Consider the following 12,399-nt stretch of genomic DNA (forward strand, 5'->3'; position numbering starts at 1 on the left):
CGGGCCGCATTGCAGGGCAAATTTGGGATCAGCGCGCGCTCATCAAACGACCGCTGAACACGCCTTTCCACCGCAACAGTCTCATCGCATTGGCGGTGACAAGTACCGTCGCGCCGGTATCGGCGAGGATCGCCGGCCAGAGGCCGGTGATGCCGGCAATCGTAGTCACCAGGAACACCGCTTTCAGGCCAAGCGCCATGCTGATGTTCTGGCGGATGTTGCTCATCGTCGTCCGCGACAGCACGACCATGTTGGCGACATCGGTCACGCGGCCGTGGAGAGCGGCGGCGTCCGCCGTTTCCAGCGCCACGTCGGTGCCGCCACCCATGGCGATGCCGACGTCGGCGGCCGCCAAGGCGGGCGCGTCGTTGATGCCGTCGCCGACTTTGGCGACAATCTGCTTTTGCGCCTGCAGCTCGCGCACGATGCGCTGCTTGTCTTCCGGCAGGAGCTGCGCGTGAGGTTCGATCCCGAGACCCTTCGCGATTGCACCGGCCGTGCGGGCATTGTCGCCGGTCAGCATGACGGAACCGACGCCGGCCGTCCGCAGCGCCTCGATTCCGGCGCGCGCATCGGCGCGGGGTTCGTCGCGCATGGCGATCAGGCCGGCGATCTTGCCGTCGACCAGGAGAACGGAGACGCTTTTGCCTTCGTCGTTCATGGTTTCGATCCGGGCGTCCTGTTCGGCCGACAATGGCGCACTCTCCCGAGCCGCCTGCGGAGAGAGAAGCGACAGGGTCTCGCCTCCGACACGGCCGCTGACGCCTTTGCCGGGCAGGGCCTTCGCTTCGGCCGCAGGCGGGACCGGAGCACCATCGGATTTCGCCCGCTCCAGAATTGCGAGAGCAAGCGGATGGCTCGAACCGTTTTCGAGAGCTGCCGCCCGTGAGAGAACCTGTGCCTCTGTGAGACCGAAACCCAGGACGTCCGTCACCTTGGGCTTGCCCTCGGTCAGGGTGCCCGTCTTATCGAAGGCAACCTTTGTCACCCTGCCCATTGTTTCGAGAACAGCGCCGCCTTTCAGCAGCAGGCCGCTGCGGGCGCCTGCCGACAAGGCGGCCGCGATCGCGGCGGGCGTCGAGATCACCAGCGCGCAGGGGCAGCCGATCAGCAGGATAGCGAGGCCTTTGTATATCCATTCCAGCCAGCTTGCGCCGGCCACCAGCGGGGGCGTCACCGCGACCAGTGCCGCGACGGCGACCACGCCGGGCGTGTAATAGCGCGAGAAGCGGTCGATGAAGCGTTCGGTCGGTGCCTTGGATTCCTGCGCCTCTTCGACCAGCTTCACCACGCGGGCAATCGTGTTGTCGGCCGCGGCCGCGGTCACTCTGACACGCAGCACGGCATCCGTGTTGATGGTGCCAGCGAAAACCTTGGCCTCCACGCCCTTGCGTACCGGCGTGCTTTCTCCGGTGACCGGCGCTTCGTCGATGGCGCTTTCGCCTTCGATGATCGTGCCGTCGGCTGCGATGCGGTCGCCCGGACGCACGAGAATGACCGCACCCACCTTAAGGCTTTCGGCCTGCACTTCGCGGGTCTCGCCGTTGTCTTCGATCAAGGCGGTTTTCGGGACCAGGGTCGTCAATGATTGGATGCTTGCGCGCGCCTTTCCGGCGGCGACACCTTCCAGCAATTCGCCGACGAGGAAGAGGAAGACCACGGTCGCCGCCTCTTCACCGGCATTGATGATCACCGCGCCGATGGCCGCAATCGTCATCAGCATCTCGATGGAGAAGGGCGTGCCCGCCAGCGCCGCCATCACGGCGCGGCGCGCGATCGGCACGAGACCGACCAGCATAGCGACAACGAAGGCATAGGATGAAATCGAGGGCACGAGATGGCCGACAATATAGGCGGCAACCAGCGCCACACCCGAGACGATGGTCAGCCGCCCCTTTTTGCTCTTCCACCAGGGGCTATCCATGGGCGTATGGTCGTGACCATGCAGCCCCTCGATTTCCTTTGCGGCATGGTCGTGATGATCATGATCGGCGTGGTCGTGCGATGAATGATCATGGCTATCGTGATTGTGATGATGATCATGATCATGGTCATGATGGTCATGTCGATGTTCGGAGAGCGCGCGCTCAGCCTTGCCAGCCAGCGGCGCGAGGGAATAGCCGAGGCCCGTCACTTTCTTTTCGATCGCGGTGAGATTGCTGGTCTCGTCGTGACGAACGGTCATCGTTCCCGCAGTGACGGAAACGGAGACATCCTCTACGCCCGGCATGCGTCTCACAGCCGTGTCGATCTTGGCCGCGCATGAGGCGCAGTCCATGCCGCTCACCCTATACCGTGCTTCCCCTGTCGCTGCCATGATCCGTTTCCTTGTCAAACCGTGGCATCTCTCCTACATCCTCTAGTGGCTAGAGGTGCAAGAGGAAAATCATGAAAAAGATCACGATTGGCGAAGCGGCCCGGCAAAGCGGCGTGAAGGTGCCGACGATCCGCTACTACGAAAGCATCGGACTTCTGGCTGAACCGGACCGGAGCGAGGGCAACCAGCGTTCCTATGAGCAATCGCACCTTCACCGGCTGGCTTTCATTCGCCATGCCCGCGAATTGGGCTTCGAGGTCGATGCGATCAGGACGCTTCTGGCGCTCCAGGACGATCCAAATCAATCCTGCGCCTCCGCCGACACCATCGCCAAGGCCCGCCTGATCGAAGTCGAACAAAAGATACGCAGCCTGACGGCCCTGAAAGCCGAGCTGGAGACGATGGTCGAAGGTTGCGGCCACGGCCGTATCGACCAGTGCCGGGTGATCGAAGTTCTGGCCGACCACGGGCAGTGCATGCATCCGCGCCATTAGTGCGGTTAAGCTTGTTTACATTGGCGATCGCGGGCTTGAGCTTCGGATCAAGGGAGAATGCCTGCCGCGTTGCGGGCCGTTCGATCTCAGAGTAGAATCCGCCAACCGTGCCACGAGAAGAGGTACGGAGCATCGCGGAAGGAGGTCCGATATGATGGGCCCGCCCGCACATGAAAGCGACACCAAACCGCCACTCGGAAAGACAAGTCTCCTGTTGGCCGGCACCCTGCGTGAATTGACTGTCCATGCCGATGTTCTCGCTTTGCTGCCCGATCCCGCCATCGTCCGAAACTGCCTGGATCTCGCCGAGGATGCCGCGGGTGCCATACATGGCAGCATGGCTGCAGCGCATATCGGGGCCGATCCCGAAAGGATGATTGCCGCGCCTGAGGAAATTGACCTGCAGATCCTGCGGGACATGGACGAGAACTCTCCGCACCAAAGATTCGAGCGGATTGCCGATGCCTTTGAGGATTGGAAGCGGGAGCGGCCGGATCGTGCGAGCCTTTTCCTGGATGATTGCCGGGGCGATATCGAGCGCTGCGTGATGACCGAATGCCATGAGACGGCGCTTGTCGTCGCTCCCTGTCACGGCAACATGGATGCGCAAGACACATTTTATGATCTTCTGTTCAAGAAGCATAAGCTGGTGCTGGTGCCGCCTGCGGGGGCTTACTCCGGCAATCTGCTGGGCCATGTGGTGATCGGCTGGAAGCCGCACAAACATGCGCTGCGCACCGTCGTTGCGGCAAGACGCTGGCTGGCTGCGGCCGATCGCGTCACTGTTCTATGCATCGACGATAAAGCGGACGGAAACTATCAGCGCACGGCCAGCGAGTTGCTTGATCAGCTCGGCCTTAGGGGCGACGTCGTCGCGGTCAGCGCCGGAGGCCGGCCGGTCGGAGAAACTATCCTCGAGTTTGCCAGATCCACGAGCGCGACATGCCTGCTGATCGGTGCGTTCAAGCGCGGATATTTTATGGAGCTGCTTCTCGGCCGCATTACGCGCCACCTTCTATCGCATTCCACGCTTCCCTTGATGATGAAGCATTAGGAGTTCGCGGGCATTCTCGGACGGCCTTCGCCGCTACACACGCTGCAGGATGATGCCGTAGTGATAGGGCGGCAGTTCCTCGACGCGGGCAGTGACAAATCCGGCAGGTTCGACGATCCTGCGCACGGCGTCGGGCGACATGCGCATGTCCGTCTTCGGTCCACGTGGCTGATCCAGCACGACCGTTTGTTCTCTGGGTATCACATGCCAGTTGACGATCGCGAACAAGCCTCCGGGTCGCAGGACATGCCAGACTGCCCGCGCCAGATCTGGCTTGTCCGGCACGCCATGAAAGGTGTTGGCCATCAGTACGTAATCGATCGGTTCCGGCAGCAGCGACGCAATTTCGCGCGCATCGGCGTTGATCCATTGGCGAACAGTCCCTCCGAGGCGCTCGACCTCGATTTTGGCCTGCTCGATCATTTCCGCATCCAGATCGAGGGCATAGACACGGCCATCGACGAGACCGGCAAGCGGCGCGGTGAAATAACCATCGCCGCAACACAGGTCGAGCACGGTCATGCCGGGCTGAATGCCGAGATCAGCCAGGACCTCCGCCGGTCGCGGCCAAAGTGCCGCCCACCAATCTCGGTCGGGCATAGAGGTCGCGGGGAACAGATCATCCATCGTCTTCTCTTTCGGCGCGCAGGCCGTTTCTGGCTCGGGCAGAATTGCCGAGTGCCAGCAACCTTGATGGTAGGCTAGACGGGCTCTTTCTGGAACCCGTCCACATGCTATTTGACCACCTCCGTCACAAAGGCTACGCGTTTTTGTCGGAAGAAATTTAAGCCCGGAAGGATGGTCTCCCGGGCTCAATCTTCACGTGCTCATCGACGTCAGGGAAGCGTATCGAACTGAGCGTTGCGAAGCCTGGCATAACCACCGCCGCGGGCCAGCAGCTCGGCATGCGCTCCCTGTTCGACAATGCCGTCTGGCCCCATGACAATCATGCGATCGGCGTTGCGGATGGTCGTCAGCCGGTGCGCTACCACCAGGGTCGTGCGCCCCTTGGAGAGATCCGCCAATGCTTGTTGGATGGCATATTCTGTTGCCGTGTCGAGCGCTGACGTTGCCTCATCGAGAATAAGGATTGGCGGGTTCTTGAGGAAGATGCGCGCGATGGCAAGACGCTGCTTCTGCCCACCCGACAGTTTCACGCCGCGTTCGCCGGTCGGCGTGTCCAGGCCGTCGGGCAGCGAACGAACGAATTCATCGAGCGATGCGCGGCGCAGCGCCTCCATGATATCCTGATCGGTCGCGCCGAGCTTTCCATAGGCGATGTTCTCGCGAATGGTCGATCCGAACAGGAACACGTCCTGCTGCACGATGCCGATCTGGCTGCGCAGCGAGGCCTGCGTCATATCGCGGATGTCGATGCCGTCAATGGTGATGCTGCCGCCGGTCACGTCGTAGAAGCGCGGCAGCAGCGAGCAGATCGTTGTCTTGCCTGTTCCCGAAGCGCCGACGAAGGCGACCGTCTCTCCGGCCGATATTGTCAGGTTCAGACCATCGAAGATCGTACCCTGATCCGAATAGCCGAAGCTGACATCCTTATAGACGATATCGCCCTTGAGATGGTCGACCGTGATCGCGTTCGGCCGGTCCGCAAGGTCGGGCTGCGTATCGATCAGCGACAGGAAGCGTTTGAAGCCGGCGATGCCTTTCGGATACATTTCGAGCACTGAGGTGATCTTGTCGATCGGGTGGAAAAAGACATTGATCAGCAGCAGGAAGCTGACGAAGCCGCCATAGGTCAGCTCGCCAGACACCACGAACCAGGTTCCGGCCACCATGACCACGAGCTGCACGAGGCGTGTGCTGAAATAGCTGAGCGCGATGCTTGCCGTCATGTAGGCATAGGCATTGAGCTTAGTGGCCTTGTAGTCCTCGTTGTTGCGGGCAAAGAGCCGGCTTTCGTAGTCTTCGTTGGCGAAAGCCTTGACGACACGGATGCCGCCGACGCTCTCCTGCACGCGGATGTTGAAGTCACCCACCTTGGTGAACAGGCTGCGCCAGTTCAGTGTCATCTTGGCGCCGTAGCGGCTGACCAGCCAGGTCATGAAAGGCACGATGATCGTCGTCAGCAGCGCCAGCTTCCAGTGCACCGAGAACATCAGCAGGAAAGCGCCGATGAAGGTCATGATGGCGATGAAGACATCCTCGGGTCCGTGATGGGCGATTTCGCCCACCTCTTCGAGATCCTTGGTCACGTGGGTGATCAGATGCCCGGTCCTGTTGTTGTCGAAATAGCGGAACGAGAGCTTCTGGATATGGTCGAAGGCCTGGCGGCGCATGTCCGATTCAATCGAAATGCCAAGCGCATGACCCCAATAGTTGACCACGGCCATCAGGCCGGTGTTCAGCGCATAGACGATCAGCAGCAGCGCGGCAGTCGCGGCGATCAGACCCCAGTTACGGCTCGGCAGCAACTCATCGACAAAGAGCTTGACCGCCAGCGGAAAGCCCAGTTCGAGAAGACCAGCGACAACCGCGCAGCCGAAATCGAGAAAAAACAGGGTCTTGTAGCGCGCATAATAGGAAAAAAAGCGACGAAACATGAATGCCCTCCAAGGGCACGAGAGATCATATTGTCAGACAAGGATGGACTGAACAGCAGCCCGCATTCGGCGGCGCTGTTCAGCGCTGATTGGTGCCGAAATGTCTCATCTAACTGATCTCCCTCATGAGTCGCAGGGATCTTATAACCGACGAACCAGACGTTGTCATCCCCAACGGCAAATTGGTGTTATGACGGGCGCTGATAACGCCACATTATCGCCGTGTGTCGCTTTGAGAGCTAGGACACACGGCGATGTCTGCATAGCCCAGATCAGCGGGCGTTATATTTCGCGTCGACTTCGTTGATTGCCTTGACGTTTCCGGCCGAGCGGCCCTCTTCGTCGAATGTGTGCGCAAGGAAGGTGTCGGCGATGGCCTTGGCAAGTTCCGGCCCAATGACACGGGAGCCCATCGTGATGATCTGCGCGTTGTTCGAAAGTGCGGCACGTTCGGCCGAATAGGTGTCGTGCGTCAGTGCCGCGCGGATGCCGGGGACCTTATTGGCCGAGATGCTGACGCCGATGCCGGTGCCGCAGACGAGGATCGCCTTGTCATAGGTGCCGCCGATGACACCCGAGGCGACGCGATCGGCAAGGTTCGCGTAGAACGGATCCGGACCGGCGTCCGTGCGCGACACTTCCTGCACGTCGTAGCGGTCCTTCAGGTGGTCGGCGAGAATTTTTGCGAGGCCTTCGCCCGCACTGTCTCCTGCAATTGCAATCTTCAACGTCTATCTCCTTGGAGTTTGGCGGTGCATTGGGCGAGGATGCCGAGATAGCCTTCAGCGCTCCAGGCCGAACGACCGATGAAAAGCCCATCGATATTCGGGCACGATATGAGGTCTTCACAGTTCCCCGGATTGACCGATCCCCCGTACAGGCAGGGGACGCGGCGGCCGAGCACATCTTGCGCGACCGATACGATCTCGGCATGGCGTGCGTCGGCATAGTCTGGCGAGGCGGGAATTCCACTTTCGCCGATTGCCCAGACAGGTTCGTAAGCCAGAAGGATTTGTGCGCCCTTCTGCGCCTCGGACAACTTCGAAAAAGCGCCGAGAACCTGAGCTTTCAAAATATCCGTTGCCCGGCCGCTTTCCCGGTCGGCCAACGTCTCGCCGATGCAGATGAGCGGGATGAGACCGTGGCGGACGGCGGCTTCGGTCTTCAGGCCGACGGTCTCGTTGGTCTCGCCGAAATGTTCGCGGCGTTCGGAGTGGCCAAGCTCGACAATATCGAGATTGCAATCCCTGAGCATGAGGGGAGAGATCTCGCCGGTCCAAGCACCCTCATCGGCCCAGTGCATATTCTGCGCACCCACCTTGACGGAGGTGCCGGCGAGAAGGGCCTTGACCTCGCGCACCGCCGTAAACGGCGGGATGATGAAGCGCTGAATGGCCAGGTCTCGCCCGGCATCGGCATCGGCAGCGCGCAGCGCCTCGGCATAGCTGCTGGCTTCCGCCAGCGTCTTGTTCATCTTCCAACTGGTTCCAATCCAGAATCGAGGTGCGGCGCTCATGTCGTCTCCCAGTTCAAGGCAATGGTCAGCGTGATGTTGGCGCGTTCGAGCTGCTTCAGGGCGGCAGGCTCGGGGGTGTCGTCGGTGATGATGGTGTCGAAATCGGCAAGGTCGGCCATGACATGCAGGGCGGTATGTCCGATGCGCTGGTGGTTGACCAGCAGGCATGTCTTGCTCGCGGACGCGATCATCGCCCGCTTCGCGCGTACGACATTGTCATCCATATGATAGGCAAGGGTGCCGGAAACGGCTGGCGTCGAGATGAAGGCGATATCCGCCCTGAGGCGAAACAGCGCTTCCTCCGTCACCACGCCCAGAAACGCGTTGAATTTCGGCGAATATATGCCACCCAGCGCAATCAACGTGATGCCGCTTTCGTTCTTCAGCCTCTCGATGATCGCGGCATTGTTGGTGATCAGCGTCAGCGGCCGCTTCTGCAACAGCATCTCGCCGAGTACGGCGGCCATGGAGCCGTCGTTGACCATGACCGTCATGCCCGGCTCGACAAGCTCCAGCGCACGACGCGCCATGCTGACCTTGGCCTCATGTCCCTGGCGTTCGCGGATGCGGAAGTCGCTTTCGAACTGCATGCCGGCGTCGATCGTCGCGCCGCCGCGGATCTTCCGCAGGACGCCGGATTGTTCGAGATCGTCGAGATCGCGATGGATGGTCATCTTGGACACGGCAAAGCGGTCGGCCAAGTCGTCGAGGTCGACGCTTTTGTGCTCGACGAGCAGATTGACGATCGATTGTTGGCGTTCTTCGCGTTTCATCTTGGTGCTCCGGTTCTCTCCGGATCGGATGCCTGGGAATGTAACACGTTTATCACATGGTTCCACATTAATTTTGTTATTTTGTTATAATTCATGTGGCGAGGAAGGCCCCAGAAGCACCTGGGCGGTTCGTTCGTCGGTAATCAGACCATAGAGGCATCGGCTTTTCAGGACCGCGCGGATGGCCTCGGCCTTCGCAACGCCGCCGGCCAAGGCGACCAGCCTTTCCTTCTTCGACCGCGGCAGGGAAGCCGACAGGGTTCGCGCCGTCAGCGTCGTCTCAAGAATGTGTCCGTCAGTATCGAAGAAATGCCCGAGTATCTCGCCAACGCCGCCTGCGGCCGCGATCTCCGCGATTTCACGCGGCTCAACCATCCCGGATAGGACAAGCTGCGCGTCGGTATCGACGGTTCCGAGACCAACAAGCTTCAGGTCGGCATTGTTGGCGAGATCGAACACCTCCTTGACGCCGCGCTGCGCAAGCATCACTTCGCGGTCCTCGCCGGTATTGGCGAAAAAAGGCACGGGCATCATATAGGCGTGCGCGCCGGTCTTTTCGGCGATGCGGTGCATCACGTCATAGGGATTGGCCACATAGTTTCTCGACAGGCCACCGAGCATCGAGACGAACCGCAGCCCCTTGGCGTTCAACCGCGGCATATGGTGCACGGCGGACGACAACGTTCGACCGTGGCCGAGGCCTATGACCTTGTTGTCGCCGCGCTCGATCTCCCGCTTTAGGAAGCCGGCGCCGGCTTGGCCGAGGGCGCGAAACTCGAAGCCCTCCTCGCCGAGATCCGGCGCCACCTCGCAATATTGCAGGCCGAAACGTTCCGCCAGGCGGGTCTCAAGCTCCACGCATTCGACGATATCGCCGTCGATCGTCACCTTGACGACGCCGTCGGCGACCGCCCGTGCGATCAGGCGGTGCGCCTTGACCGACGGCACGCCAAGGCGTTTGGCGACCTCCGACTGTGTCAGTCCGCCGGCATAGTGCAGCCAGGCGGCGCGCACGGCGAGCGACTCATCCGCATCGGCCATCGATTGTCCCCTTCCATTCTTTCACCCAAAATCGCGCTTTCGCCATCGGTGCCTTTCGATGGTGGTCAGCGGCAGGCTTCGTTGCTGTTGCGGCATCGGTGCTCGACCAAGAATCAAATGTAATGCCGCAACGTTGATGTCCTAAAGCCTTGCCGGGTTCTTGCAACTAGAGGCGCAGGCTGCCCGCGCCGGTGTCGATATGAGGCGCCCAGAAGGCGATGCTTTCAGCGATCTGTGATATGACCTGGCGATCATTGGGTTCGCGCTCCTTGAACGACAGCTCTAGGCAAATCTCATTGTCCTCGGCACCGCCCTCGGCGAAGGCCTGCAGCAACGGGGCGGGCTGGATACGGCCCCTGGCGTTGAATTCCGCCGTGAAGGGCCGATGCCCGCCCTTGTCCATCAGGCTTTGCTTGATGTGGATGATCGGAGAAACCGGGGGAACGGCGCGCGCCCAGGCATAGGGATCATAATCGTCGGGATTTGCCGACGTGACATCGCCATGATCGATATCGGCCATCATCCACATCGGCACCGCGAGATCGGCGGCCGTCAGGCGATCCTGAAGCGCAATGCATTCGCTGATAGTCTCGCCGAATTCGCGGCCGATACTCATCGGCTCCCAGAACACATAGGAAAGACCGGCCGAACGGGCGTGCTCGGCAACCTCAGCCCAGCAATCGATGGCGATCTGGGTGAGGCTCTCCCGCTGCGCCGGATCGTCGAAATCCTTGTAGGTGAAGATGGCGAATTGCGTGCCGACAGACTGGCCGCCGAGGTCGGCGATGATGTCGGCGAAGGTCTTGAACCAGTCGACATAGTAGCGCCGGACATCGGCGTCGGGATGGCCGAAATGATTGAGGCGCCCATAGGGGCCGGTCATGCCCGAGGTTACGCGAACGCCGGTGCGCTCCAACGCGGCTCGCATCCTGCGGGTCAGCCGTCGGATTGCCGATGCTTGCCAGCTCGGATTGATGAACTCATGCGTCAATTGCAGGTCGCGGATCCTGAGGTCGCGCGCAACCGTCTCGATGAGATCATCCGGCTCGGCGAAACGGTTCACCAGCGGATTGGTGTTGAGTGAAAGTGTCAATGCCATGGGATCGGCTCCTCGGATGTCTCAGGCGGCCTGAGCCAATTCGCTCTTGAACCAAGTCGAGAAATCCGTCTTCTCCTTCGCGGTCATATGCAGGCCTTCTTTGGTGCGCCGCAGGAGAACATCGTCCACGGTCTGCGCCCATTCGTAAGCAACGAGGTAACGCACCTCCGCCTCGTAGAGATTGCCGCCGAAATGGCGCCCGAGGCCGGCAAGTGACGTGGCGTCGCCGATGATGGTTTTGGTCCGCGCCCCATAGAGGTGCCCGTAGTGGTTCACGAGCACGCGCGGCATCCAGGGATAGGCCTCGCGCAACGTGTCTGCGAAGCTGGTGTAGTCCGCGTTCGGAATGTCACCGCCCGGCAATGTCGCCGCACGGGTCCAATCGCCGCCCATCTTGGGGAAGAATTTGGCGAGCCTTTGCAGCGCGTGTTCGGACAGTTTGCGGAACGTCGTGATCTTGCCGCCGAAAACGTTGAGCATCGGCGCGCCGCCGGTTTCGTCGAGATCGAAAACGTAGTCGCGCGTCACGGCGGAAGGATTGCCCTGACCGTCGTCGAACAACGGCCGAACGCCGGAGAAGCTTGAGATCACGTCGGAACGGCGCAGCTTCTCCTTGAAATAGCGGTTCACGGCGGCGATCAGATAATCCATCTCTTGCTCGTCGGCCTTCACCTCCTCCGGTTGGCCTTCGTAGGGAATATCCGTTGTGCCGATGAGGGCCATGTCGCCTTCATAAGGGTTGATGAAGATCACGCGCCGGTCATGATTCTGAACCAGATAGGCATGTTGCCCGCTCCAGAATTTCGGAACGATGATATGGCTGCCTTTGACGAGCCGGACCTTGCGATGGCTGTTAGAGCCGGCGACGCGGCCGATGATGTCATTGACCCATGGGCCTGCGGCGTTCACAAGGACGCGCGCCCGCACTGTGCGCAGGTCGCCGGAGCGCTGGTCGCGCATCTGAACGATCCAACTGCCATTGTCGCGCCGTGCGCTGACGCAGGCCGTGCGCGTCAATATCTGAGCGCCCTTTTCGGCCGCATCGAGTGCGTTCAGCAGCACGAGCCGTGCATCGTCGACCCAGCAGTCGGAATATTCGAAGCCCTTGGTATATTGATCGACGATCGGCGTGCCTTCCGGATCGCGGCTGAGATCGAGGGAGCGGGTGCCGGGCAAGCGCTTGCGGCCGCCCAGATGATCGTAGAGGAAGAGGCCGAGGCGGACGAGCCAGGCGGGCCGATCCGTCGGGCTATGCGGCAGCACGAAACGCATCGGCCAGATAATGTGGCTTGCGGAATTCAGCAGCACCTCGCGCTCGATCAAGGCTTCGCGTACCAGGCGAAACTCATAATATTCAAGATAACGCAGACCCCCGTGGACGAGCTTCCCCGATCGCGATGACGTGCCTTCCGCCAGATCATCTTTCTCGCAGAGCATGACGGAGAGACCCCGACCGGCTGCGTCCCGCGCGATGCCGGCGCCGTTGATCCCGCCGCCGATCACGAAGAGATCGAGGATTTCGGATTCAGTCATTTCACGCTCCTTAG

11 protein-coding genes are annotated in these 12,399 nt (G+C 60.9%); 2 read left to right on the plus strand and 9 right to left on the minus strand.

From position 1 onward, the window contains the following. Window positions 1–28: 28 nt before the first annotated feature. Window positions 29–2,317, minus strand: coding sequence for a heavy metal translocating P-type ATPase (locus ACXHXG_RS22125; RefSeq protein WP_457900738.1), 2,289 nt, complete (start codon window positions 2,315–2,317; stop codon window positions 29–31). Window positions 2,318–2,388: 71 nt separating this feature from the next. On the opposite strand from ACXHXG_RS22125, the gene ACXHXG_RS22130 reads away from it, so the two are divergent. Further along, window positions 2,389–2,811: a MerR family transcriptional regulator gene (locus ACXHXG_RS22130; RefSeq protein ID WP_457900739.1), complete on the plus strand. Its 423-nt coding sequence runs from the start codon at window positions 2,389–2,391 to the stop codon at window positions 2,809–2,811. A gap of 151 nt (window positions 2,812–2,962) precedes the next feature. After that, window positions 2,963–3,865: a universal stress protein gene (locus ACXHXG_RS22135; RefSeq protein ID WP_457900740.1), complete on the plus strand. Its 903-nt coding sequence runs from the start codon at window positions 2,963–2,965 to the stop codon at window positions 3,863–3,865. A gap of 33 nt (window positions 3,866–3,898) precedes the next feature. Here ACXHXG_RS22135 and ACXHXG_RS22140 read toward each other — a convergent pair whose 3' ends face one another. The 8 genes from ACXHXG_RS22140 to ACXHXG_RS22175 form a co-directional block, all read right to left on the minus strand. Beyond that, the gene (locus ACXHXG_RS22140; RefSeq protein WP_457900741.1) at window positions 3,899–4,492 is read right to left on the minus strand and encodes a class I SAM-dependent methyltransferase; all 594 of its coding nucleotides are present in this window, start codon (window positions 4,490–4,492) and stop codon (window positions 3,899–3,901) included. 209 nt (window positions 4,493–4,701) lie between these two features. Further along, window positions 4,702–6,423, minus strand: a complete 1,722-nt coding sequence (locus ACXHXG_RS22145) for an ABC transporter ATP-binding protein (protein WP_457900742.1) — start codon at window positions 6,421–6,423, stop codon at window positions 4,702–4,704. Window positions 6,424–6,695: 272 nt separating this feature from the next. Further along, window positions 6,696–7,151 (minus strand): D-erythrulose-4-phosphate isomerase, encoded by a 456-nt coding sequence (derI, locus tag ACXHXG_RS22150; RefSeq protein ID WP_104826885.1) that lies wholly within the window; start codon window positions 7,149–7,151, stop codon window positions 6,696–6,698. Beyond that, window positions 7,148–7,939, minus strand: a complete 792-nt coding sequence (locus tag ACXHXG_RS22155) for a triose-phosphate isomerase (protein WP_457900743.1) — start codon at window positions 7,937–7,939, stop codon at window positions 7,148–7,150. Before ACXHXG_RS22155 ends, derI begins: the two co-directional genes overlap by 4 nt. After that, complete coding sequence (locus tag ACXHXG_RS22160; RefSeq protein WP_457900744.1) at window positions 7,936–8,712, minus strand: DeoR/GlpR family DNA-binding transcription regulator; 777 nt, start codon at window positions 8,710–8,712, stop codon at window positions 7,936–7,938. Before ACXHXG_RS22160 ends, ACXHXG_RS22155 begins: the two co-directional genes overlap by 4 nt. Before the next feature lie 84 nt (window positions 8,713–8,796). Then, on the minus strand, window positions 8,797–9,753 hold the full coding sequence (locus ACXHXG_RS22165) for a sugar-binding transcriptional regulator (RefSeq protein WP_283053897.1): 957 nt from the start codon (window positions 9,751–9,753) through the stop codon (window positions 8,797–8,799). Between the two features lie 166 nt (window positions 9,754–9,919). Beyond that, window positions 9,920–10,852 carry a sugar phosphate isomerase/epimerase family protein gene (locus tag ACXHXG_RS22170; protein WP_283053898.1) on the minus strand — a complete coding sequence of 311 codons (933 nt, stop codon included), beginning with the start codon at window positions 10,850–10,852 and terminating at the stop codon, window positions 9,920–9,922. A 21-nt stretch (window positions 10,853–10,873) separates the two neighbouring features. Beyond that, entirely contained in the window at window positions 10,874–12,385 is a 1,512-nt protein-coding gene (locus ACXHXG_RS22175) for a glycerol-3-phosphate dehydrogenase (protein WP_457900745.1), read from the minus strand. Window positions 12,386–12,399 lie beyond the last annotated feature (14 nt).

This window comes from Rhizobium sp. LEGMi-198b, assembly GCF_054114205.1.